The organism is Alcaligenes sp. (assembly GCF_050255915.1).
Taxonomy (GTDB): domain Bacteria; phylum Pseudomonadota; class Gammaproteobacteria; order Burkholderiales; family Burkholderiaceae_B; genus Alcaligenes; species Alcaligenes aquatilis.
On record NZ_JBFWIQ010000003.1, the window covers coordinates 98,816 to 120,342 of the forward strand.

A 21,527-nucleotide genomic window follows, 5' to 3' on the forward strand; every position below is an offset into this window, starting at 1 on the left:
GAAGGAGCACAAGAAAATGAATCAAAAATTAGAACTATTGAAAGCGTACACCCAAGCTTGGAATGACCATGACCTTGACGCCATCATGAGCATGATGACCAACGATTGTGTGTTCTACGCGATCGCGGGTAATGAGGTTGTAGGCACGACTCATCAGGGCCATGAGAAAGTACGCGTGGCCTTTGAGTCTGCCTGGAAGAACTTCCCGGATGCTGCATGGTTAGATGGTGACTTCTACATGTTGGATGCTAACCATGCCGTGTCTACGTCTCGCTTTAAAGGCACAGACTTGAATGGCGGCAAACATGAAGCACTGATGGTGGATTTGTTCACTTTTGAGGGTGACAAAATTGCCATTAAAAATGCCTTCCGCAAGAATCGTCCCCCAGTGACCAGCGGGGAATAATATGCTCCAGGAAACGTCAAAACAGACTGCGGCTGAGACGTTAGGGCAAGCGACACCCGCTAGACGTGCTTATGACCCAGCTTATGATCCACTCGCGACACATAGCAACCCTGGAGAAGGTACGGAATATGCGCCTACGTATTGGATAGGCACGGCGGGAGAACCTCCCGAAGATGATGGCCCCATTACCCACGATATCGAAGTGGATGTGGCCATCATCGGTTCCGGTTTCACCGGTTTGACCACAGCCATTTTTCTGGCACAAGAACACGGCATCAAAGCAACAGTGCTGGAAGCTAACCGCAGCGCCTGGGGTTGCAGTACCCGTAACGGGGGGCAGGCGCAGTGTGCGTCAGGTCGCCTAAAACGTTCGCAATGGATTCAGCGTTGGGGGTTGGATACTGCTCTCAAAATGCACCGTGAGTGCGTAGAGGGCATGGAAAACTTTAAAGAGCTGATCAAAGACATAGACTGTGATCCGCAACCGGGTGGCCATTTGTATATTGCTCACCGCGAACGGCTCATGCCCGTACTGGAAAAAGAAGCGGCGCTGCTACGAGACACCTTTCAGTACGACGCCCGTATTCTTGGTGCAGATACGGTACGTAATGAGTGGGTGAATGACCGTGAGGCTCATGGGGCGATGCATGAGCCTGAAGGTATTGGGATACACGCTGGCAAATTGGCTTTTGGGTATTTAAAAAAGGCGCGTGCTTTGGGCGCTACCGTCCACCCCTCCAGCCCCGTGCAGAGTTGGAAAACGCGTAATGGCTACCACTACTTGCAAACACCGGGTGGTGTTGTGAAAGCCAAAGCCGTTGGCGTGGCTACCGGTGGCTATACCTCGAATGGTTTGCATGCAGAGCTCAAAAATCGCTTGTTGCCGATTTTGTCCAACTCTCTGGTGACCCGTCCCCTGACGCCCGCTGAGATTGAAGCCTGCCATTTCTATACGCATCAAGTACTGACTGATACCCGAGTGCTACGTAATTACTACCGCCTGCTGCCCGACAATCGTTTGCAGATAGGCAGCCGCAGTGCGATTACGGGTAAAGATGCCCCACAACGCAAGTACCAAGATCTGTTGGTAGGAGCAATGGAGCGCAAGTTTCCAGAGCTAAAAGGCATTGAAATTGCGTATTCCTGGTGGGGCTGGGTGGATGTCAGTCACGATATGATGCCGCGCATTGTACAGCCTGACCCACAACACACTATTTATTACGCGATGGGGTATGGCGGTAATGGCGTGATGTACTCATCCCAGGCAGGTCGACGCATGGCGCAATGGATTGCAGGTAAAGGCCAGGAGCTGGATCTGCCTATTTTCCAAGATAGATTGCCATTTCCGAATGTCAGGGAAATGGTGGAGTCAGAGTTTTTTGCTCCGTTCAGACGATTTGGCCAGCGTTTCTTGTATCGCTGGTATCACTTGAAAGATGAGGCGCTGTAAGGACTGAAATCCCCAGGCATTGGAAAAAGGAGTCTGGTGCCTGGTTTTGCTGTAGTGACACATACACCTCTGGAAAAAGAGGGAGGAGACTTGGATGACACTCAAAAAATGGCTCACAGGTTCTGTCTGGGTAGCAAGTTTGTTGTTGGCAACGACAGCAAGTGCCGCCACCTTCAAGGTGGCGATTGGTGATGCAGCAGGCGGAACTCAATATGAACTGGGCAAAGTATTTGCCGAGCAGTTAAAAGAAAAAAGTGGTGGTAGTGTGACCGCAGATTTGTTCCCAAACAGTCAGTTGGGCGATGAACAAGATACGATTAATGACGCCGCGATGGGCCTGCTGGATTTCTCGATTCTAGCGATCAACAACATCACTCCGTTCTCGCCCAGTGTGGCTGTGCTCACAATGCCTTACGTGATCCAAAGTCTGGAAGACGCAAGAACCTTGACGCAAGGTGATGTTGGCAAAGAACTTACCGAAAAGACGATTCGTGATGCGGGTGTGCGTATTGTCGGTTGGTCGTATTCCGGCTTTAGGGTTCTGACTAATTCCAAACGTCCTGTACGCAGCCTGGATGACCTGAAAGGCTTGATCATTCGTGTACCCAAAAATGAGCTGATGATCGCTTTCTATAATGCCTTGGGTGTAAACCCGACACCAATGGCGTGGAATGAAACCTTCACCGCATTGCAGCAAGGTGTGGTCGACGGTCAGGACAATCCTTACATCACTATTTCTGCCATGAAGTTTGATGAAGTGCAGAAGTACATTACTCCGATTCGTTACCTGTTCTCGTTAGAACCATTGGTAATGAGCGAGCAAGTATTCCAGGCGCAAACTCCTGAGGTCCAGGCGTGGATTCTGGAAGCAGGGCAAGCTGCTACTGAGTACAGCTACGAATATATCCAGGTCACGGAAGACAACATCAAGCAAGAGTTGCAAGCAGCGGGTATGGAAATCGTAGAGCTTGCCAACAACGAGCAGGACTGGATTGACGCAGCCACCACCAAAGTGTGGCCTGCATTTTATGACTCGATTGGCGGTAAAGAGCGCTTGGGTGCTGTTTTGGCCACGCTGAATCGTTAAACCCTATTTCTCATCAAATCGTGAATTGCTGCAGATACCTGCCGTGGGCCGGTATCTGTCTTGATGCTGCCCGATATACGCCCCAATCAGGTGAAAGCGGGATGTTGGAGACAGGTATGACGATCAAAAGAGTAGCGCTACACATAGTCGACCACATAGAAGAATACATTTGTGCTTTCTTGCTTGGCGCCTTTGTGCTTCTGTTATTTGTACAGATTATTTTGCGGCAGTTTTTTGCGTACAGTATTCCGTGGGGTGAAGAAGTAGCAACCTATATGTTTGTATGGTTTGCCTATCTAGGGGCTGTCGTAGCCGCCAAAATGTCAGCACATAATCGAGTGACTTTTCAGTTCAGGTTCTTTCCGCCCATTGTAAAGAAAGTGACAGAGTCTATTGCTGATTTGCTTTGGGTGGCCTTTAACTTGTATTTCACCTGGCTGAGTTACGAATTTGTGTTTAATCGCATGAATTTGTTTTGGAGGTCGCAGACAACTGGTATTCCCATGAAGTATTTCTTCATGGTGTTGCCAGTTGCCTTTTTACTGATGTCTCTACGTATTTTGTGGAATAACTATTTGATCTGGTTTAAGCATGTAGAGCTGGTAGACCCTGAAAGTCAAGAATTAGAAGCAATCAAGCGCCAGGGGGCTGAAGCCCGCGATAGCGTGGTGGAAGGAGCCTAATCCATGGAGCAGTCTATTGTCGGGTTATTGTTTGGTGGGTTTTTTGTACTGTTGCTGCTAGGCGCGCCTATTACGGTGTCGCTGGCCGGCGCCGCCATGTTTTCATTTTTGGCCCTGGGGAAAAACCCCATCTCTTTTGTTCAAATAGCCTTTACCTCAGTTGGAAGCTTTCCTTTGATGGCATTGCCTGCCTTTATTTTGGCAGGTGCGTTGATGGAAGCAGGCGGGATCTCGCGACGTTTAGTTGATATTGCAGAAACAATGGCGGGGCCAGTTACAGGTGGCTTGGGTATGGCAACCGTTCTGGCTTGCCTGTTCTTTGGAGCTATTTCGGGTTCTGGCCCTGCCACCACTGCGGCTGTCGGGATGTTGATGATTCCGGCAATGACGCAGCGTAACTACGACTTGAGCTATGCCTCAGCATTAACGGCATCATCAGGCGGTTTGGGAATTATTATTCCACCCTCTATTCCTATGGTGATTTTTGGTATCTCGGCCTTGGGATTACGGCCACCCGCAGAAGCTATCGCTTTGCATGGTCAATTTTCTACGGTTTCCATTTCCAAATTATTTATTGCCGGCGTGGTTCCAGGGATAATCATGGCATCTAGCATACTTGTAATGAACTACGCCATTTCACGTAAGTCCGGATATAAAGGTATTGGTTCGGGGTGGTGTTTTTCGGATTTGAAAAAATCCGTGCGCCGTGGCATATGGTCTATTTTCGCGCCGGTCTTTATCTTGGGCGGAATTTATGCGGGCTTCTTTACCCCTACAGAATCAGCCGTCGTGGCTATTGTCTATACCTTGTTCGTAGGTGTTTGCATTCATCGGGAAATGAGCTGGATAAAATTATTCAATTCTTTGCGAACCACGACCTGGATTACGGGTCGCGTTTTGTTGATTTTATTTGCAGCAACCGTATTTGGCCGCTTGCTGGTCGAGCAGCGTATTCCTGCCTTGATTGCTGAGTCCTTGATCGGCTGGACAGACAATATGTATTTGATCTGGACCATCCTGATTGTCTTCTTGCTGTTCGTGGGCATGTTCATGGAAACACTGGCTGCCATCATGATTTTGGTGCCCGTGTTACTGCCAGTGACGTATATGTTGGGGGTAGACCCTACGCACGTTGGGATTGTGGTGATTTGTACCTTGTCTGTGGGTTTTATTACACCGCCATTAGGAGAAAACCTGTTTGTGGCATCGGGCATAGGGGGAGCGACCGTAGAACAAGTCGTAGTCAAAGCATTGCCATTTATTCTGGTGTTGGTAGTGGCTGTCTTCATCATCGCTTTCACCCCTGGTCTATCACTATGGTTACCTGGATTAATGGGGTATTGAGATGAGTATTGTGAATAACTTTCTGGCTGCGGTAGTGGTCGGGGCGTCGCTAACGTACGCGAGTGGCGTACAGGCTGGCGCGCCCGGTGTGGCGCAGGCAACAGGCTTGCTGCCTACCACGATTGGAGCGCAACAACAGCGAGCGCATCAATTATTGGACAAGGCGATAGCGCACATACGCCAGAACGGCCCCCAAGCGGTGAATGATTTCACACACGATCCGGCCTTTATTGACCGTGATTTATACGTATATAGCGTGAGTCTTGCGGGCCAGATGTTGTCTAGCGGTGGCTGGTCGGCGGGCTTGATAGGGCAGAACGTATTGAGTGAAACGGACGATGCCGGGCAGCCTTTTTTTAGCCAGATGTTAGCGTTGGCGAAACAAAATCAGTCCGGGAGTATTGAGTACTACTGGTTTAATCCTAATGAAGGCAAGCATGAAGTCAAAATTACGTATTTTGAGGTCGTGGATGGGATGGTGATTGCCGTCGGGTTTTTCCCTGGCTACCCAACCGAGGAACAGGCCAAGCAAATGCTGGAGCGGGCGATGAGCGAATACTTTGCTGATCCTGTAGCCGCGCTACGTAAATTCCGTAATAAACAGGGCGAGTTTAGACGCCAGGATCAATATGTGTTTGTACTGGACAAAGCGCAGCGCAAGGTGGTGCTGAATCCTGTATTCGCGGAGAATAACGATGTCTCGGTGGATGATATTACCGATGTGCAAGGCCAGCATTTTCTACGGGAAATGTTGGAGCATGCCTCACCTAACACGATCCAATCTATTGATTACTGGTGGCTAAGCTCCGAAACACGCCAAGTGGAGCACAGACGGGCGTTTTATCAACAGATGGGGGAGATGGTGATCGCTGTGGGCACTACTGTGTTTCCTGAATCCCCCCCTTGATAAAAGACTTTGTTCCAACCTTGCCGGCCTTTTCAGGCCGGTTTTTTTATGTGTGATCGCGAGAGAGGTCAAGGCCGCAACCGGTATCCCGTCTTGAAAATCCAGGCAGCCACGCCCAGAAACACGCTTAAAAACAGCAGTGTCATCCCCAGGCTCAGCCACACATTCACATCGGCCAGATCAAAAAAGCTCCAGCGAAAGCCGCTGATCAGGTACAGCACTGGATTCAGCAAGGTCAGCTTTTGCCAGAATTCGGGCAGCATGTCGATAGAGTAGAAAGTGCCGCCCAGAAAGGTAAGGGGGGTCAGAATCAGCATGGGCACAAACTGTAGTTTTTCAAAATTGTCGGCCCAGATGCCAATAATGAAACCCAGCAGGCTGAAGGTCAGGGCGGTCAGTGCCAGAAAGCACAGCATCCAGACGGGGTGGGCAATCTCGTAAGGGACAAACAAGCGCGCCGTAATCAGGATGATGGCCGCCAGAAACAACGACTTGGTGGCTGCTGCACCCACAAAGGCCAGGGTCACTTCAAAGTGGGAAATGGGCGCTGACAGAATCTCGTAGATATTGCGGGTAAAGCGTGGAAAGTAAATCCCGAAGGCGGCGTTGGAGACGCTATGCGTCAGCACTGACAGCATGGTCAGCCCAGGCACAATAAATGCGCCGTAGGGCACACCGCCAATTTCATTGAAGCGATGGCCGATGGCAGCGCCGAACACCACAAAATACAAGGCGGTAGAAATCACGGGTGCCACAATGCTTTGTAGCAGTGTGCGACGGGTGCGCGACATTTCGTAGCGGTAAATAGCCAGAATGGCGTACCAATTCATGATTGTGCCCCTACAAACTCAACGTAAATATCTTCCAGACTGCGTTCACGGGTATGGATGTCGGTAATGTTCAGCCCTGCTTGGCCGATAGCCGCCAGCAAGCTGCTCAAATCGTGTTCCTGGTCGCGGTTGTTCAAGGGGTAGAGCAGACTCATGCCGTCCGCGGAGGTCTGTAGGCCCAGTGAACCCAGCGAGGCGGGTAGGGCGCTGAGCGGCTCAGCCAAAGTCAAACTTAGGGTTTTGCCGCCCAGGCGGCGCATCAGATTATGTTTGGTCTCGACCAGTTGCAGTGAGCCTTTATTGATAAAGCCAATGCGGTCCGCCATTTCCTGGGCTTCTTCGATGTAGTGGGTGGTCAAAATAATGGTGACCCCTTGATCGCGCAATCGCTTGACCAAGGCCCACATGCCTTGGCGCAAGGCCACGTCCACACCGGCGGTCGGTTCATCGAGAAACAGGATTTCAGGTTCGTGAGAAAGCGCTTTGGCAATCAGCACGCGGCGCTTCATGCCGCCCGAGAGCGTAATCAAGGGGCTGTCTTTTTTATCCCACAAGGACAAGTCTTTCAGAATCTGTTCAATCAGGGCCGGATTGGCGGCTTTGCCAAACAGGCCACGACTGAAACTGACGGTATTCCAGACGGTCTCGAAGGAGTCGGCGCTCAGCTCTTGTGGCACTAAGCCAATTTTCTGGCGGGCGCGCTTGTAGTCGGTGACATTGTCTGCCCCATCTACCAGGACGGTGCCGCTGCTGCGATTGACCAGCCCGCAGATAATGCTGATCAAGGTGGTTTTGCCTGCGCCGTTGGCACCGAGCAAGGCAAAGATTTCGCCTCGCCAGATATCCAGGTCTAAAGCGTGCAGGGCTTGATGCCCGTTTGCGTATTGTTTGCTCAGGCCTCGAACACGCAAAATAGCGTGAGAATCAGGAGTGTTCTGCATAGACAGTAAAATGACCCTTTTGCTGTGCCGACAGGGTTTGAATAACGCAATGGATGTGACAATGCCAACTAGCTTACCACCGCAAACAGACAGTGACGTTTTGAGTGATGCTCAGGCGATGGCTTTAGCCCTGGAACAGGCTCAACTGGCAGCCAGCATCGGCGAAGTGCCGGTCGGTGCCGTACTATTGGATGCGGATGGCAGGCTGTTGTCTGTGGGCTCCAATCGCACGGTCTGTGATCACGATCCCACTCAGCATGCCGAGATCGTGGCCCTGCGTGCCGCAACGCGTAAGGTCGGTAATTACCGCCTGCCCGGAGCCAGTTTGTTTGTGACTCTGGAGCCTTGCATGATGTGTCTGGGAGCCTTGCTGCATGCGCGTCTGTCACGCGTGGTGTGGGCGGCAGCCGATCCGAAGACCGGGGTGTGTGGCAGCGTGGAGTCCTTGCACTTGCATCCCACTCTGAATCACCACACCCGTGTTTCGGGCGGTTTGATGTCCGAGGAGGCGGCCCAGGCCTTACGGGATTTTTTCCGCGAGCGACGGGAACAAAAGAAGTTGCAAAAGCAGGCTCAAACAGTCCAATCGCCGCTGGATGGCACCCCGTAGTCTCGCTAAAATATCAGCACTTTATTATCAAGGTTCATCATGAGCAGCCCCGAGCACGACCACCATCACCATTACCACGAACATGGCCAATGCCATTGTGGGCAGCAGGACAGTTCGGGCATTTACCTGTTTTCGCCCTCTGGCCAGATCCTTGAACCCAAGCGTTTGGAGCTGGCAAGCCAGCGTTTGAACCAGTTGGGCTTTGCCGTGGACATAGATCCGGACGCCTTGGCGGTACACGAACGCTTTGCCGGTACGGACGCCCAGCGCCTGGCCGCTGTACAGCGGGCCTTGCAGCAGCCCCAGCCCATTGTGATGGCGACACGCGGCGGCTATGGTTTGAGCCGCATTCTGGGCCAGATCGACTGGCGCGCGGTGGCCGATAGCGGCAAACGTTTTGTGGGCATGTCGGATTTCACGGCCTTCAATCTGGCCTTGCTGGCGCAAACAGGGGCCATCAGCTACACCGGCCCCACGGCGATTGCCGATTTCGGCGGCGATGAAACCGATGAGCTGACCACCGAGCTGTTTGGCGAGTTGATGCGTGGCGAGTTGGAGCTGTTTAGTTTTGAGTCCGAGGATTCGGATGCTGTCGATGGCCATGGCATTTTGTGGGGCGGCAATCTGGCCCTGGTCTGCTCTTTGCTGGGCACACCTTATTTTCCCAATATTGACGGCGGCATCTTGTTTCTGGAAGACGTGGGCGAAGCCCCGTATCGGGTCGAGCGCATGTTGACGCAACTTTGGCATGCTGGCGTTCTGAATCGCCAAATGGCGGTGGTGTTGGGCCGTTTCACGGCCTACAAAACGGGCGCTTCGGATAATGGTTTCGATATGGATTCGGTGGTGCGCTGGTTGCGTGAAACCGTCAAGGTTCCAGTCGTAACGGGCCTGCCGTATGGGCATGTGGAGGTCAAAGTCAGCCTGCCTGTTGGCAAGGAAGTGGGCCTGGCCACCGAGGATGGCATGGCTTATCTGGTCCTGGATGAGCACGAACACTAACGGATTTCGCGCCTGCTTGATACACTACTGGGTTGAACTCAACCTTTTTCAAAGTACGTTTACGTGATCTCCACCGCTAATTTAACGATCCAGTTTGGTGCCAAGCCTTTATTTGAAAACGTCAGTGTCAAACTGGGCGGAGGCAACCGCTATGGCCTGATTGGTGCCAACGGGTCGGGCAAGTCTACCTTCATGAAAATCATTGGCGGCGACCTGGAGCCAAGCGGGGGTAATGTATCGCTGGACCCGGGCGTGCGCCTGGGCAAGCTGCGTCAGGACCAGTTTGCTTACGAAGACAAACGTGTGCTGGATGTGGTGTTGATGGGCCACACCGAAATGTGGAGCACCATGCAAGAGCGTGATGCCATCTACGATAATCCAGAGGCCACGGAAGAAGACTACATGAAGGCCGCCGAGCTGGAGGCCCGTTTTGCCGAGTACGACGGCTACACCGCCGAGAGCCGTGCCGGTGAACTGCTGATGGGTCTGGAAATTCCGGTCGAACAGCACCAGTTGCCCATGAGCGAAATTGCTCCGGGCTGGAAGCTGCGTGTGCTGCTGGCACAGGCCCTGTTCTCCAATCCAGATGTCCTGCTGCTGGACGAGCCGACCAACAACCTGGATATCAATACCATTCGTTGGTTGGAAGATGTGCTCAACAGTTACCAGAGCACCATGATCATCATCAGTCACGATCGTCACTTCCTGAACCAGGTTTGCACCCACATGGCCGATTTGGACTACGGCGAGCTGCGTGTCTACCCCGGCAATTACGACGATTACATGCTGGCTTCCGTGCAGTCGCGCGAACGCGTGTTGGCGGCCAACTCCAAGGCCAAAGAGCGCATTGGCGAGCTGCAGGACTTTGTGCGCCGTTTTGCCGCCAACAAGTCCAAGTCCCGTCAGGCGACGTCGCGTCTGAAGCAGATTGGTCGCTTGAAAGCAGACACTATCGAAGTCAAACCTTCTTCGCGTCAGAATCCGTTTATTCGCTTTGAACAGAAAAAAGTCCTGCATCGTCTGGCCGTCACCATCGAAGGGCTGAGCAAATCCTACGATCATCCCGTTATCAAGAACTTCTCGGCCATGATTGATGCGGGCGAGAAAATTGCGATTGTGGGGGCGAACGGTGTGGGTAAGACGACCTTGCTGCGTTTGCTGGCTGGTGATCTGGCTCCCGACAGCGGTTCGGTCGTCTGGTCCGAAAACGCCGATATCGGCTACATGGCTCAGGACGTATCGGACGAATTCGACACCGAAGACAATGTGTTTGACTGGATCAGCCAGTTCCGTCAGGCGGGCGACGACGATCAGTCTCTGCGTTCTGTGCTGGGTCGCATGCTGTTCTCGGCCGATGACATCATCAAGCCTGTAAAGGTGTTGTCCGGTGGCGAGAAAAACCGCATGACCTTCTCGCGTCTGATGCTGGGCCGGCATAACGTCATGTTGCTGGACGAGCCCACCAACCACTTGGACATGGAGTCGATCGAGTCCTTACAGATGGCCCTGGAAAAGTTTGAAGGCACCCTGATTTTCGTGTCCCATGACCGTGAGTTCGTATCCGGTGTGGCAACCCGCATTATCGAAGTGATGCCTGAAGGCCGTCTGGTTGATTACCGTGGTGGCTACGAAGACTACCTGGCCAGCCGCGAACAGGACTGAGGCTAGCGGTGGCCGTCTTTACCCTGCGTGAGCCCACCAGCTTTGAGCAGGACATCAAAAAAAGCCGTTTTCTGGCACTGGCTGCACCAGTAGACAGTGCCAGCCAGGCCTTGGCCTTCTTCCAGGCCAAGGCTGTGCCCGATGCTACGCATAACTGTTGGGCTTACAAGATCGGGGCTGAATACCGCTTTAACGACGACGGCGAGCCTGGCGGTACGGCCGGGCGCCCCATTTTGCAAGCCATAGAAGGGCAAGATTGCGACCGTGTCGCGGTGCTGGTCATTCGCTGGTTTGGGGGCGTCAAGCTGGGAACGGGCGGCCTGGTGCGTGCCTACGGCGGCGTGGCCGCTCAATGTTTGCGTCTTGCTGACAAGCAGGAACTGATTCCCATGGCCGCCTTGCGCTGCCGCTGCTCCTTCGCCGACTTGGCTTTGATTCAATCCCGTTTCGATAGTTTTGGCGTTCAGGTTCAGGACGAGCAATTCGACGCTGAAGGCGTGCAGTGGGTATTGAATCTGCCAGTCGAGCATAAGACGGAGTTCCAGCAGTCCTTTATCAATATGACGCGTGGCCAGGGCGAATGTGAGCCCCTGGAGCAAACGTAGGCTATCCTCCGTTCAGCAAGCCGGGTCGCAATGAGCTTGTTCTTGCCATCTGTATTGATGGGGCCTTTTTGGACGAAAAGGTATCTTTTCCAGACGATTGTCCCTTCGCGCTGTCCGGGCCGTGGCCATACTAAACACTTCTGATTCCTTCTAAGTCTGCATCCAGCCTGCGGGTATGATCGGGTTTAGTCAGCATTGTGGGTATATGTCATGTCCTACGAGATCCATGCCAGCCAGTGGCTCAATACGAGCGCGCCATTAAGCCTGTCATCCTTGCGTGGCCGCGTTGTGGTGGTCACTGCCTTTCAGATGCTTTGTCCGGGCTGTGTCATCAACAGCCTGCCGCAAGCCAAGAAACTCGATACCCTGTTCTCGCGCGATGATTTGCGCATTATTGGCCTGCATAGCGTGTTCGAGCATCATGCGGTGATGGGCCCGGCAGCCTTGCAAGCCTTCGCCCATGAGTATCGCTTGAATTTTCCTATTGCCATTGATCAGCCCTCAGACAGCGGCCCCTTGCCGCGCACCATGAAGGAGTGGGGACTGGGCGGGACGCCATCCACCATTATTTTTGATCGTGATGGCAAGCTGGCTTTGAAGGAATTGGGCCATCTGGATGATTTGCGTCTGGGTGCGTTTGTCGGGCAGTTGATTGCTCGTCGCCCGGCCCAGGAAAATAAGAAAGAGGGGATGATGGAAAAGGAAGGCTCGTCCTCTTGCGGGCCTACGTGTACCTATTAGGTGTTTTGCTGAAAAGGGTTTGTCATGAAGATTGCCGTGTTTGATACCTACGTCGTGCGTCCTGACGGGCGGCGTATGCACTTTGATATTTTGGTCAGCGATGAGGCCAAGGATATGGACAAGGTCCTGAGTTATGGTCGGCGTTATCTCGAGGCCAAAGGGGTGAGTGTGGAAAGTTTCACCTCGCGAGAGTGTCGTTTTTGCCATACGGAAATGGCTTCCGCGCCGGTCGAGAATGAAATCAAACGTAGCGGTTTTGCGATTCTTGAATTGGAAAACTGCGAATAAAGCAGACTCAGGCATAAAAAAACGCCAGACAAGTTGTCTGGCGTTTTTTGTGGAACTGGGCCGATTAAGCCTGGTCAGGCTGCTGATTTTGCTGAGCAGCAATTTCAGCATGGACTTTTTCCATGTCGACAGCCTGGACTTGCTCGATCAGGTCGTCCAGTTGGGCAGCGGATAGGGCACCGGCTTGCGAGAACAGCAGAACGCGTTCACGGAATACCATCAAGGTTGGAATGGAGCGGATACGCAGGCCAGCAGCCAGTTCTTGCTCTTCTTCGGTGTTGACCTTGGCAAAGGTCACGTCGGGGTGCTTGGCCGCTGCCGCGTCAAAGACAGGGGCGAATTGGCGGCATGGACCGCACCAGGGAGCCCAGAAGTCGATGATCAGGGGTTTGCCGTCTTCTACTGCTGCCTGGAATGTTTCTTCGTTCAGTTCGACGATGCTCATGGGGGAGCCTCCGCAATAAAAAAGCGGCTGATGGTGTTCAGCCGCTTCGTTAAACATGTGATCAGTGTACTCGTTTTCCAGACAGCCCTAAAGCGCCAAACGAGTTTAAAGCATGCTTTTTCATTCCGTAGCGATGGCGTATTTGATCACGAACAAGATGGCCACAATCAGCGTGGCCAGGTGAATACTGCGCCAGCGGCCGGTTGTCAGTTTCAGGATGACGTAGCTGATAAATCCAAAGGCCAGACCGTTGGCAATCGAGTAAGTGAAGGGCATGGAAAAGGCAGCCAGAGCAGCAGGGACAGCCTCGGTCATGTCTTCCCACTCCACTTCAGTAATTTCACGCATCATCAGGCACGCCACGTACAGCAAGGCGGGGGCGGTGGCGTAGTTGGGCACGGTAGCCGCCAGGGGCGAGAAGAACAGGGCCAGCAGAAACAGCACGCCGATAGTCAGGGCAGTCAGACCGGTACGGCCGCCGGCTTGCACGCCCGAGGCGCTTTCCACGTAGGCGGTGGTACTGCTGGTGCCTAACATCGAGCCGGCCACAATGGCGGTGCTGTCGGCTAAAAGGGCGCGACCCAAGCGATTGGGTTTGCCTTCCTCGATCAGACGGGCACGTTTGGCAACGCCGATCATGGTGCCAGTGGCGTCAAACACTTCAACCAGTACCAGAACCAGAATTACGTGGACAAAGCCGGTGTGCAGAGCACCCATGATGTCCAGTTGCATAAACGTGGGCATCAGAGAGGGCGGGGCGGAGACTACGCCACCGAACTCGCTATGACCGGTCAGCATAGATAAAACGGTCACGGCCAGAATGCCGATCAGAATTGCACCACGTATTTTCAGCGCATCCAGGGCGGCAATAATGAAGAAACCTAAAATGGCATACAGTGCGGCTGGTTGGGTCAGGTCACCCAATGTAATTTTGGTGTCGGGGTGAGCGACCACAATGCCCGAGTTCATCAAGGCAATCAGGCCCAGGAACATACCAATACCGGCGGCAATCGCGCTTTGCAAGGATTTGGGAATGCCCCGAATCAGCCAGGATCGGATGCCAGTCACCGTCAGGATCAGGAAGATTACGCCGGAAATAAAGACCGCGCCCAGTGCTTGTTGCCAGGTATAGCCCAGGGAGGCGACCACAGTGAAGGCAAAAAAAGCGTTCAGACCCATACCCGGCGCCATGCCGATAGGCCAGTTGGCCACAAAGGCCATGATGAAGGTGCCCAAAGCGGCGGCCAAGCAGGTAGCGACAAAAATAGCGTTGCGATCCATGCCTGTGGAGGACAGGATGTCTGGATTCACAAAAATAATATAGGACATGGTCAGGAAGGTGGTAATACCTGCCAGGACCTCGGTACGAACGTTGGTGCCATGCTCAGAGAGTTTGAAGAGACGTTCAAACATGGGCAGCCTCCTTGTGATTATTAGGCGATCGGAGCTTGAGATTATCGATGCGGGATTTTAACCACGAGTGTGCCACGGCGTCGCCCCCCTTTGTCGCGATGTATCGGCACAACCCCGACACTATCCGCTGATTGTCTTGAGGGGATAAATTCCTATTTTCCCCAATACAGCAGGCTAAAATAAGTCCTATGAATATTCTTGGATTTGAAAGTTCCTGCGATGAAACCGGCGTGGCGCTGGTCAGCACGGAACAGGGCTTGTTGGCCCATGCCTTGCACAGCCAGATTGCCATGCACCGTGAATACGGTGGGGTGGTGCCTGAACTGGCCTCTCGCGATCATATCCGCCGTGTCCTGCCTTTGACACGTCAGGTGCTGGCTTCTTGCCATATGCAGCTCGATCAGGTCGATGCCATTGCCTATACCGCCGGTCCTGGCCTGGCCGGGGCCCTGCTGGTGGGGGCCAGCGTGGCGCAGTCGATTGCCTGGTCGCTGAAGAAACCGACCATTGCCATCCATCACCTGGAAGGCCATTTGCTCTCGCCTTTGTTGGCTGAGCCGCGTCCGGACTTTCCTTTTGTGGCTTTGCTGGTCTCGGGTGGTCATACCCAACTGATGCGCGTGGATGGCGTGGGTCAGTACGAATTGCTGGGTGAAACGCTCGACGATGCGGCGGGCGAAGCCTTTGATAAAAGCGCCAAGCTGATGGGCCTGGGCTATCCCGGCGGCCCGGCCCTGTCGCGTCTGGCTGAACAGGGAGACCCCAGCGTCTACGAGTTGCCGCGTCCCATGATGCATAGCAAGGATCTGGATTTCAGCTTTAGTGGTTTGAAAACTGCCGTGCTGACGCGCCTGCGCAAGCTGGAAGCGCAAGAGGGCGGGATGACTGAACAGCAACGCGCTGATCTGGCCGCCGCGACCGAGGCCGCGATTGTGGATGTGTTGGCCGCCAAGGCCGTCAAAGCCTTGAAGCAAACCGGCTTGAAACGTTTGGTGGTTGCCGGTGGTGTGGGCGCCAACCGCCACTTGCGGGCGTATCTACAAAAAGCCGTGGCGCGTTTGAAGGGCGAGGTGTTTTTTCCACCGCTGGAGTTCTGTACCGATAACGGTGCCATGATTGCTTTTGCGGCGGCCATGCGGGTCAAACACGGTTTGGCGACGTTAGATGATAGTCAGCATGGCTTTGCCATTCGGCCTCGCTGGGATCTGGCCTGTGTAAATCAGCCCGTCTCCCCGCCAGAGCGTTAGCATTTATTTTTTCTTGGAACCGATCTTGCTTTCTTTGCCTGTCAGCAGACGGCGAATGTTCTCTTGGTGACGCCACAGCAAGAAAGCACTGATCAGGATCAGGGCGGTGGCAATGGACGCATTCATGGGCCAGACCACCTTGGCACCGAGTAGGTAAAACAAGGGAGCGAACACGGCACTGATAATGGCGGCCAGTGAGGAGTAACGGCTGACATAGGCAATAATCAGCCAGGTGGCTGCGGTAGCCAGAGCCAGCCAGGGCAGCAGGGCCAGGATGACACCCAGCGCGGTTGCCACGCCTTTGCCGCCTTTGAAGCCCAGAAAGACCGGGTATAAGTGACCTAAAAAGGCAAAAAAGGCGCTGACGCCCAGTAACGTGGGTGCCCAGCCCCAGTTGCTGATGGCCTGTTGGGTCAGAAAGACAGCCAGCCAGCCTTTGAAGGCATCGCCCAACAAGGTCAGAATGGCTGCTTTTTTATTGCCGCTACGTAGTACATTAGTGGCTCCCGGATTTTTCGAACCAAAGGTGCGAGGGTCTTGCAAGCCCATGATCTTGCTGACGATTACGGCAAACGGCAAAGACCCCAGCAAGTAGGATAAAAGGGCGACAAGCGGTACAGCGACAGCAAAAGAAACGGCGTTCATGAGGATTGAGCTCCACAATTATTGTTGCGCGGATTCTACCGGCCTTGCAGCAAAATACCAAAGGCAGCGGGTACAATTTGCTGCCCCTGTTAGATTTTTAACGGAAAAGTAAGCATGCGTATTCTGGTCTCCAACGATGATGGCTATACAGCAGCCGGTATCGAGGCGTTGTATGAAGCTTTGCAAGGGCTGGGCGAGCTAACTGTCATTGCACCTGAGACCAATTGCAGTGGTGCCAGCAATTCCCTGACTTTGAATCGTCCCTTGTCGCTGCGCCAGGCCAGCAATGGTTTTTATTTTGTGAATGGTACACCGTCTGATTGTGTCCACGTGGCGCTGACCGGTTTGCTGGACTTCCGTCCCGATCTGATAGTGTCCGGTATCAATAATGGTGCCAATATGGGCGATGACACCTTGTATTCGGGCACGGTCGCTGCTGCGATGGAAGGCCATTTATTCGGCATTCCCGCGATTGCCTTTTCCCTGATCGAACGGGGCTGGAAAAACCTGGACAGCGCGGCGCGCGTGGCACGGGACTTGGTGCAGCGGTGTCAGAAGCAGCCGCTGGCGGTCAACACCCTGCTGAACGTGAACATTCCGTGCCTGCCGTATGAAGCCCTGACAGGTATGCAGGTGACGCGCTTGGGCAAGCGCCACCCCTCGGAGCCGGTGGTGAAAAGCCAGACTCCTTATGGCGAACCCGTCTATTGGATTGGTCGTGTAGGTGGCGTGTCCGATAGCGAGCAGGGAACGGATTTCGGAGCGATTGAAAGCGGTGCGGTGTCGATTACTCCCTTGCGGGCAGATCTGACGAATCACGATCAACTGGCTGGTTTGCGGGACTGGGTGCAATGACAAGCAAACCCGGCAAACGCTATCCTTTCGCGGATGGGACACGGAACCGGTTTGGCAAGTCCAGCCTGGGCAGTGGCTTGTCTGCCAGCAACAGCAATACGCGCATCGTGCAACGGGGTCAGTTACAACCGACACCGTCGGTCAATTTGTCACCGCAAGTGTCAACAAGTGTCAATCTAGGTTTGAACTCGGAACGCTCGCGTGGCATGATGATTGAGCGCTTACGCCGACAGGGAATTACCGATGAACGGGTGTTGGCCGCCATGCAGGTAGTGCCTCGCCATCAGTTTGTTGATCAAGGTTTGGCCAGTCGGGCCTATGAAGATGATGCCTTGCCCATTGGCTTTGCGCAGACCATCTCCCAGCCTTGGGTCGTGGCTCATATGATCAGTTTGGTGTGTGACCAGAAAATACCGAATAAAGTATTGGAAGTGGGCGCCGGGTGTGGTTATCAGGCCGCTGTTTTGGCACAATTGGTCAAAGAAGTGTACGCCGTGGAACGCATCAAAGGTTTGTGCGATATGGCCCGCGATCACATGCGTCAATTAGGTCTGTCGCAACGTGCTCGAATACTGTTTGGTGACGGAATGCAAGGTTATCCTGCGGCAGCCCCGTATGATGCTATTGTTGTGGCGGCAGCCGGTCCGGTCATTCCCAGAACCTTATTGGAACAATTAACATTGGGGGGGAGGCTGATCGCCCCTGAAGGTACGACACAACAGCGCCTGGTTTTGGTGGAACGCACCGGACAGGCTTCGTGGCGTCGTGAAGAACTTGATGCGGTTCGCTTCGTGCCGATGCGAGCCGGAACCCAGATTTAGTCAGATATTCTCAGGAGATTTTTATGCAGCATGCAGTCAGGTTACCGTTAACCGCTGCTTCCACCGGTACACAGTGGTTCTTGACGCCCCGTCAGTGCCTGGTGGCGGCTGTGGTCACCAGTACCCTGCTGGCTGGTTGTGCAAGCCGTAACGAGCGTGCCCCAGTCACCGACCTGAGTTCTTCTTCGGCGGCGGGCAGCGTCAGCAGTGCCACAGGTACCTATGTGGTACGTCCTGGCGATACGCTTTACAAAATCGCCCAGGCACACGGCATGGACGTGAACTCGCTGATCCAGTTGAACCAGATTACCGATCCTTCCATGCTGCGCGTGGGCCAAACCTTGCGCCTGGATGGCAATACCTCGATGGCGGCAGTCAACACTCGCCCAGCCGGTAGCGGTAGCACACAGACCTCGCCCGTCAGCCCGGCCACTCCGGTCAAGACTGAAACGCCTGTGTCTGCGCCTCGCGCTAGCGACGCTGCCCTGATCGCCTGGGGTTGGCCTGCCAGTGGCAAGATCATCCAGGGCTTCAATGCCTCGACCAAGGGCATTGATATTGAAGGCAAGGTTGGCGATCCCGTGGTTGCCGCTGCGGATGGCAAGATCATGTATGCCGGTAACGGTGTGCGCGGTTTAGGTTCCATGGTTCTGGTCGGCCATAGCAATGGTTTTATCACTGCCTACGCTCATAACAGTGTCTTGCACGTTAAAACGGGCCAGCAGGTGAAGAAGGGACAGCGTATTGCCGATTTGGGTCAGTCTGACACCACCTCGCCACGGCTGCATTTCGAGATTCGTCGTTCCGGTACGCCGGTCAATCCGATCTCGTACCTGCCTACGCGATAAGCTCGGTATCTGGACTAAAAAAAGCGGCTTCTGGCCGCTTTTTTTGTGTGTTGTGTTTGAGGCTGCCCAGCGCAATGACTCTGTTAATGCAGATTGCGCTGCCAGCTTGGAAGCCATGCCTGTCGGACGGCCCCGCATACCGAGTTTAGTCGTGCTGCGGAACTGCTATTGCCGCGTTCTGTTTGTTTTTACCCGTTGTGCCGAATGCTCATTGTAAAATCAGCGATTCGCCATCGTTTGCAGCAATGCAACTGCGCCATTCTGCTTGGCAGGACGCTTATTTAGGTTTTTATCGAATGTCTGACGTATTGTTAATTGAATCGCTGGATCTGGAAGGACGCGGCGTCGCCCATAAAGAGGGCAAAGTGGTGTTTGTGGAAGGTGCCTTGCCCGGCGAAGAAGTGCTGGCCGAGACGGTACGCTCCAAGGATTCCTACGATAAAGCCCGCATGACGGCTTTGTTGAAAGCCTCGTCGCAGCGTGCCGAGCCTCCCTGTCCCAACTTCGGTGTTTGTGGCGGTTGTGCCATGCAGCACCTGGAGCCTTCGGCCCAGGTCGCGGTCAAGCAGCGTGTGCTGGAGGATTCTCTGGGGCATATCGGCAAGGTCCAGCCAGGCCGCGTGCTGGCGCCCTTGCACGGCCCATACTGGGGCTACCGTTATCGCGCCCGTTTCTCCATGCGCTACGTGCCTAAAAAGGGGGGGGTGCTGGTCGGTTTCCGTGAAAAGAATGGCCGCTATGTGGTGGACATGACGGAATGTCGAGTGCTGCCCGCCAAGGTTTCTGCCTTGCTGAAACCCTTGCGTTCCTGTCTGGCTGGCTTGTCCCGCCCCGATCGCCTGCCGCAGATCGAACTAGCTATGGGCGACAAGATCACAACCTTGACCTTGCGTCATATGGAGCCGCTGACGAGCGAGGATATCCAGCGTTTGCAGGATTTCGGGCAGGAGCACGACATCAGCTGGTGGTTGCAGCCCAAGGGCCCGGAAACGGCGCACCCCTTGCTGCGCGAAGATGCGGACAAGCTGGCCTACGCACTGCCAGAGTTTGATTTGCGCATGCCGTATCGTCCTACGGACTTTACGCAGGTGAACCACGACATTAACCGCAGCTTGATTTCGCGAGCCCTGACCTTGCTGGACGTCAAACCCGAGCACCGTGTGGCCGACTTGTTCTGTGGTCTGGGTAACTTCAGCCTGCCGCTGGCGCGCCGCGCCGCCGAAGTGGTCGGGATTGAAGGCAGCAGCACTTTGACCGAACGTGCCGGTGAAGCGGCCTTGGCCCATGACCTGCAGGACAAGGCGAAATTTACTACCCTGAACCTGTTTGAAGTGGACGTGCAATGGCTGCGTGACCTGGGGCATTTCGACCGCATGTTGATCGACCCGCCGCGCGATGGTGCCTTTGCTGTTGCAACCGCTTTGGCACAGTTGGAAAAGCACGAACGCCCCGAGCGTCTGGTTTACGTTTCCTGTAGTCCAGGTACGTTGGCGCGCGATGCCGGTGTACTGGTGCATCAAGGTGGCTATACGCTGGAATCAGCCGGTGTGGTGAATATGTTTCCGCACACGGCGCACGTGGAATCGATTGCGGTTTTTACGCGTTAAGCATACCTAAGCGGGCTGGATATAAAACGCCCCAAAGGTTGGATGAGTGTCCAATTTTTGGGGTGCAGTTCAGTTTGCGGGGCGTTTTGTTTTTCCTGGGTGGCTTTGTCAGCTCGTTAGGTCAAGGTGCTGTTGCCTTCAATCCCGACCATTTCGGTGGTATCACGTTTTAAAGGCTGGCTGAAGGATCAGTCGCGTTCAGGTGCTTTTCTTGAGATGTGGGCATGAGCCGGCCCGTGTTCTTGCCAAGGGGGCCGGCAGCTATATGCTTTTTATCACCACGTTTGAAGGCTAGGCTGGCTGATCGGTTTTATGTGTTTGATTCGATCCGTTGCTGGTTTTACCGCTTGGTGGCAGTCGTCGCCGCTTTACCGGCATGGGCAATCAAGCCATCGTGTATCAGCTCCATCATCATTTTGAACACGTGATCGGGCTGCAGGTTGACAAAACGCGGCAGAATCTGGCGCAGCATAGGCACATCCTCAGCAGGCCATTGCTCCAGTTCGTTCAGTTCTTCTTCTGTGACCGGGCGGATAAGTCCACCGAGCTCGCCCTGAATCAGTCCATATAAAGCGGCGTACCAGCCCACACAGGCGGCGGGGATTTCGGCATCGCTCAAACCTGCGTCGCGCAAGGCCCGGTACACCTGTTCAAGCACCCGATAGTCAGCCTTGCCGGTATTCAGAAAGCGCTGCATCTGCCTGAACGTCTGCGGGTGGTTTAAGGCCAATTCGCGGTATTGTCGGGCTAGCTCATAGAGGCGTTCCGCCCACGTGAGCTCTGTATCCACAGCTTGAATGCGACTTGTCAAATAATCAGCCATCGCGCGCAGCAAACCTTCTTTGGACTTGAAGTGGTAGAGCACGGCCATTGGATCGCAGCCGACGCGCTCGCCCAGTTTGCGTAAAGAAAATCCGCTGTCTCCGGCTTCCTCCATCAAGGTGACGGCAGCGATGGCCAGCTCGTCCTTATTCAATTTGCGGGTACGCGTGGAGGGTGCTTGTGCCAATAGAGTTCCTTTGTCGAAGCGGAGATAAAAAGGGTTGATTTGCCAAGTTTAACTCTACAGAGTAGAATAAATTAATTCTAC

At 54.1% G+C, this 21,527-nt stretch carries 23 protein-coding genes; 17 read left to right on the forward strand and 6 right to left on the reverse strand.

Annotated elements, in window-relative coordinates:
* The first annotated feature begins 16 nt into the window (after positions 1 to 16).
* The 6 genes from AB7E06_RS04545 to AB7E06_RS04570 all read left to right on the forward strand — a co-directional run bounded on the left by AB7E06_RS04545 (position 17) and on the right by AB7E06_RS04570 (position 5,877).
* Positions 17 to 406 (forward strand): nuclear transport factor 2 family protein, encoded by a 390-nt coding sequence (locus AB7E06_RS04545; protein ID WP_108727562.1) that lies wholly within the window; start codon positions 17 to 19, stop codon positions 404 to 406.
* Position 407: 1 nt separating this feature from the next.
* Positions 408 to 1,856 carry an NAD(P)/FAD-dependent oxidoreductase gene (locus AB7E06_RS04550; protein ID WP_094196907.1) on the forward strand — a complete coding sequence of 483 codons (1,449 nt, stop codon included), beginning with the start codon at positions 408 to 410 and terminating at the stop codon, positions 1,854 to 1,856.
* A gap of 94 nt (positions 1,857 to 1,950) precedes the next feature.
* On the forward strand, positions 1,951 to 2,943 hold the full coding sequence (locus AB7E06_RS04555) for a TRAP transporter substrate-binding protein (protein WP_427955388.1): 993 nt from the start codon (positions 1,951 to 1,953) through the stop codon (positions 2,941 to 2,943).
* Between the two features lie 116 nt (positions 2,944 to 3,059).
* On the forward strand, positions 3,060 to 3,626 hold the full coding sequence (locus AB7E06_RS04560) for a TRAP transporter small permease (protein WP_094196905.1): 567 nt from the start codon (positions 3,060 to 3,062) through the stop codon (positions 3,624 to 3,626).
* A gap of 3 nt (positions 3,627 to 3,629) precedes the next feature.
* Entirely contained in the window at positions 3,630 to 4,970 is a 1,341-nt protein-coding gene (locus AB7E06_RS04565) for a TRAP transporter large permease (protein WP_108727561.1), read from the forward strand.
* Positions 4,971 to 4,980: 10 nt separating this feature from the next.
* Entirely contained in the window at positions 4,981 to 5,877 is an 897-nt protein-coding gene (locus AB7E06_RS04570; RefSeq protein ID WP_427955393.1) for a cache domain-containing protein, read from the forward strand.
* A 68-nt stretch (positions 5,878 to 5,945) separates the two neighbouring features.
* On the opposite strand, the gene AB7E06_RS04575 is transcribed toward AB7E06_RS04570, so the two are convergent.
* On the reverse strand, positions 5,946 to 6,707 hold the full coding sequence (locus AB7E06_RS04575; protein WP_094196902.1) for an ABC transporter permease: 762 nt from the start codon (positions 6,705 to 6,707) through the stop codon (positions 5,946 to 5,948).
* Entirely contained in the window at positions 6,704 to 7,648 is a 945-nt protein-coding gene (locus tag AB7E06_RS04580) for an ABC transporter ATP-binding protein (protein ID WP_094196901.1), read from the reverse strand. The genes AB7E06_RS04575 and AB7E06_RS04580 overlap by 4 nt, the downstream gene beginning before the upstream one ends.
* 61 nt (positions 7,649 to 7,709) lie before the next feature.
* On the opposite strand from AB7E06_RS04580, the gene tadA reads away from it, so the two are divergent.
* The 6 genes from tadA (at position 7,710) to AB7E06_RS04610 (ending at position 12,556) form a co-directional block, all read left to right on the forward strand.
* Positions 7,710 to 8,258, forward strand: coding sequence for a tRNA adenosine(34) deaminase TadA (gene tadA / locus AB7E06_RS04585; protein WP_166727010.1), 549 nt, complete (start codon positions 7,710 to 7,712; stop codon positions 8,256 to 8,258).
* A gap of 39 nt (positions 8,259 to 8,297) precedes the next feature.
* Positions 8,298 to 9,260: an LD-carboxypeptidase gene (locus tag AB7E06_RS04590; protein ID WP_427955399.1), complete on the forward strand. Its 963-nt coding sequence runs from the start codon at positions 8,298 to 8,300 to the stop codon at positions 9,258 to 9,260.
* A 63-nt stretch (positions 9,261 to 9,323) separates the two neighbouring features.
* Complete coding sequence (locus tag AB7E06_RS04595; RefSeq protein ID WP_094196899.1) at positions 9,324 to 10,922, forward strand: ABC-F family ATPase; 1,599 nt, start codon at positions 9,324 to 9,326, stop codon at positions 10,920 to 10,922.
* 8 nt (positions 10,923 to 10,930) lie between these two features.
* Positions 10,931 to 11,527 (forward strand): IMPACT family protein, encoded by a 597-nt coding sequence (locus AB7E06_RS04600; protein WP_094196898.1) that lies wholly within the window; start codon positions 10,931 to 10,933, stop codon positions 11,525 to 11,527.
* Between the two features lie 210 nt (positions 11,528 to 11,737).
* Positions 11,738 to 12,268 (forward strand): peroxiredoxin family protein, encoded by a 531-nt coding sequence (locus AB7E06_RS04605; RefSeq protein ID WP_427955403.1) that lies wholly within the window; start codon positions 11,738 to 11,740, stop codon positions 12,266 to 12,268.
* Positions 12,269 to 12,292: 24 nt separating this feature from the next.
* Positions 12,293 to 12,556, forward strand: coding sequence for a DUF2024 family protein (locus AB7E06_RS04610; protein ID WP_094196896.1), 264 nt, complete (start codon positions 12,293 to 12,295; stop codon positions 12,554 to 12,556).
* 64 nt (positions 12,557 to 12,620) lie between these two features.
* On the opposite strand, the gene trxA is transcribed toward AB7E06_RS04610, so the two are convergent.
* Together trxA and AB7E06_RS04620 are read right to left on the reverse strand one after the other, a co-directional pair.
* Complete coding sequence (trxA, locus tag AB7E06_RS04615) at positions 12,621 to 13,001, reverse strand: thioredoxin (protein WP_094196895.1); 381 nt, start codon at positions 12,999 to 13,001, stop codon at positions 12,621 to 12,623.
* 120 nt (positions 13,002 to 13,121) lie between these two features.
* Positions 13,122 to 14,414 carry an NCS2 family permease gene (locus tag AB7E06_RS04620; RefSeq protein WP_094196894.1) on the reverse strand — a complete coding sequence of 431 codons (1,293 nt, stop codon included), beginning with the start codon at positions 14,412 to 14,414 and terminating at the stop codon, positions 13,122 to 13,124.
* 188 nt (positions 14,415 to 14,602) lie between these two features.
* Between AB7E06_RS04620 and tsaD the strand changes: the two genes are divergently transcribed.
* The gene (gene tsaD / locus AB7E06_RS04625) at positions 14,603 to 15,661 is read left to right on the forward strand and encodes a tRNA (adenosine(37)-N6)-threonylcarbamoyltransferase complex transferase subunit TsaD (protein ID WP_094196893.1); all 1,059 of its coding nucleotides are present in this window, start codon (positions 14,603 to 14,605) and stop codon (positions 15,659 to 15,661) included.
* A 3-nt stretch (positions 15,662 to 15,664) separates the two neighbouring features.
* Here tsaD and plsY read toward each other — a convergent pair whose 3' ends face one another.
* Positions 15,665 to 16,306, reverse strand: a complete 642-nt coding sequence (plsY, locus tag AB7E06_RS04630; RefSeq protein ID WP_427955409.1) for a glycerol-3-phosphate 1-O-acyltransferase PlsY — start codon at positions 16,304 to 16,306, stop codon at positions 15,665 to 15,667.
* A gap of 114 nt (positions 16,307 to 16,420) precedes the next feature.
* Between plsY and surE the strand changes: the two genes are divergently transcribed.
* The 4 genes from surE (at position 16,421) to rlmD (ending at position 20,437) form a co-directional block, all read left to right on the forward strand.
* Positions 16,421 to 17,161 carry a 5'/3'-nucleotidase SurE gene (gene surE / locus AB7E06_RS04635; RefSeq protein WP_230017959.1) on the forward strand — a complete coding sequence of 247 codons (741 nt, stop codon included), beginning with the start codon at positions 16,421 to 16,423 and terminating at the stop codon, positions 17,159 to 17,161.
* Positions 17,158 to 17,982, forward strand: a complete 825-nt coding sequence (locus tag AB7E06_RS04640; RefSeq protein ID WP_094196890.1) for a protein-L-isoaspartate(D-aspartate) O-methyltransferase — start codon at positions 17,158 to 17,160, stop codon at positions 17,980 to 17,982. Before surE ends, AB7E06_RS04640 begins: the two co-directional genes overlap by 4 nt.
* Before the next feature lie 23 nt (positions 17,983 to 18,005).
* Entirely contained in the window at positions 18,006 to 18,830 is an 825-nt protein-coding gene (locus tag AB7E06_RS04645) for a peptidoglycan DD-metalloendopeptidase family protein (RefSeq protein ID WP_094196889.1), read from the forward strand.
* 296 nt (positions 18,831 to 19,126) lie between these two features.
* Entirely contained in the window at positions 19,127 to 20,437 is a 1,311-nt protein-coding gene (gene rlmD / locus AB7E06_RS04650) for a 23S rRNA (uracil(1939)-C(5))-methyltransferase RlmD (protein WP_427955414.1), read from the forward strand.
* A 340-nt stretch (positions 20,438 to 20,777) separates the two neighbouring features.
* Here the strand turns inward: rlmD and AB7E06_RS04655 are convergent, their stop codons facing one another.
* The gene (locus AB7E06_RS04655) at positions 20,778 to 21,446 is read right to left on the reverse strand and encodes a TetR/AcrR family transcriptional regulator (protein WP_346548399.1); all 669 of its coding nucleotides are present in this window, start codon (positions 21,444 to 21,446) and stop codon (positions 20,778 to 20,780) included.
* Positions 21,447 to 21,527: the final 81 nt, after the last annotated feature.

Bases quoted from the DNA above. Each gene is read 5' to 3' on its own strand.
- AB7E06_RS04580 (WP_094196901.1), bottom strand. From the start codon at position 7,648: ATGCAGAACACTCCTGATTCTCACGCTATTTTGCGTGTTCGAGGCCTG.
- AB7E06_RS04590 (WP_427955399.1), top strand. From the start codon at position 8,298: ATGAGCAGCCCCGAGCACGACCACCATCACCATTACCACGAACATGGC.
- AB7E06_RS04560 (WP_094196905.1), top strand. From the start codon at position 3,060: ATGACGATCAAAAGAGTAGCGCTACACATAGTCGACCACATAGAAGAA.
- AB7E06_RS04545 (WP_108727562.1), top strand. From the start codon at position 17: ATGAATCAAAAATTAGAACTATTGAAAGCGTACACCCAAGCTTGGAAT.
- surE (WP_230017959.1), top strand. From the start codon at position 16,421: ATGCGTATTCTGGTCTCCAACGATGATGGCTATACAGCAGCCGGTATC.
- rlmD (WP_427955414.1), top strand. From the start codon at position 19,127: ATGTCTGACGTATTGTTAATTGAATCGCTGGATCTGGAAGGACGCGGC.
- AB7E06_RS04620 (WP_094196894.1), bottom strand. From the start codon at position 14,414: ATGTTTGAACGTCTCTTCAAACTCTCTGAGCATGGCACCAACGTTCGT.
- AB7E06_RS04565 (WP_108727561.1), top strand. From the start codon at position 3,630: ATGGAGCAGTCTATTGTCGGGTTATTGTTTGGTGGGTTTTTTGTACTG.
- AB7E06_RS04605 (WP_427955403.1), top strand. From the start codon at position 11,738: ATGTCCTACGAGATCCATGCCAGCCAGTGGCTCAATACGAGCGCGCCA.
- trxA (WP_094196895.1), bottom strand. From the start codon at position 13,001: ATGAGCATCGTCGAACTGAACGAAGAAACATTCCAGGCAGCAGTAGAA.
- plsY (WP_427955409.1), bottom strand. From the start codon at position 16,306: ATGAACGCCGTTTCTTTTGCTGTCGCTGTACCGCTTGTCGCCCTTTTA.
- AB7E06_RS04645 (WP_094196889.1), top strand. From the start codon at position 18,006: ATGCAGCATGCAGTCAGGTTACCGTTAACCGCTGCTTCCACCGGTACA.
- tadA (WP_166727010.1), top strand. From the start codon at position 7,710: ATGCCAACTAGCTTACCACCGCAAACAGACAGTGACGTTTTGAGTGAT.
- AB7E06_RS04610 (WP_094196896.1), top strand. From the start codon at position 12,293: ATGAAGATTGCCGTGTTTGATACCTACGTCGTGCGTCCTGACGGGCGG.
- AB7E06_RS04640 (WP_094196890.1), top strand. From the start codon at position 17,158: ATGACAAGCAAACCCGGCAAACGCTATCCTTTCGCGGATGGGACACGG.
- AB7E06_RS04575 (WP_094196902.1), bottom strand. From the start codon at position 6,707: ATGAATTGGTACGCCATTCTGGCTATTTACCGCTACGAAATGTCGCGC.
- AB7E06_RS04555 (WP_427955388.1), top strand. From the start codon at position 1,951: ATGACACTCAAAAAATGGCTCACAGGTTCTGTCTGGGTAGCAAGTTTG.
- AB7E06_RS04550 (WP_094196907.1), top strand. From the start codon at position 408: ATGCTCCAGGAAACGTCAAAACAGACTGCGGCTGAGACGTTAGGGCAA.
- tsaD (WP_094196893.1), top strand. From the start codon at position 14,603: ATGAATATTCTTGGATTTGAAAGTTCCTGCGATGAAACCGGCGTGGCG.